This is a genomic window from Aminobacter sp. P4_D5 (assembly GCF_056401815.1).
The window spans coordinates 1-512 of sequence record NZ_JBFUIP010001437.1; the positions used below are offsets into that span (position 1 = coordinate 1).

General features: G+C 66.6%; 1 protein-coding gene. It reads left to right on the forward strand.

Annotation, left to right across the window (positions count from 1 at the left end; translation table 11 throughout):
• Positions 1–131 precede the first annotated feature (131 nt).
• Positions 132–512: citrate/2-methylcitrate synthase (locus tag AC1DWF_RS38840; RefSeq protein ID WP_476843710.1), on the forward strand; the 381-nt coding region annotated here is incomplete at its 3' end.

Genomic DNA, 512 nt, shown 5'->3' on the forward strand with positions numbered 1-512 from the left:
GGCTGACGGCGCGCCGCTGGTTCGCCTCGACTGGGGGCGCCGCATGCCACGCCACGAGAGCGCCGCCACCGATGGACAGCGACGCGGGCTTGCTTAAGCTGCGCCGCACAAGAACCCGATTGAGGAATGCCATGAGCGAACAGATCGACGTCCGCAAGGGCCTTGTCGGCGTCTATGCCGACGAGTCCAGCGTCTCAAAGGTCATGCCGGAGACCAACAGCCTCACCTATCGCGGCTATGCCGTCCAGGAGCTCTGCGAGGAGGCGAGCTTCGACGAGGTTGCCTATCTGCTCTGGAACGGCGAACTGCCGAATGCGGCGCAGCTCGCTGCCTTCCAGGCGGAGGAGAAGGCCAACCGCGCGCTCAGCCCGGCGCTGCTGAAGGTCATCCGCGAGTTCCCGAAGGACGCGCATCCGATGGATGCCATCCGCACCGCCGTCAGCTTCATGGGGATGGAGGATCCGGAGTGGGCCGACATCTCCGACGCTGCGCAGCGCCGCAAGGCCATGCGC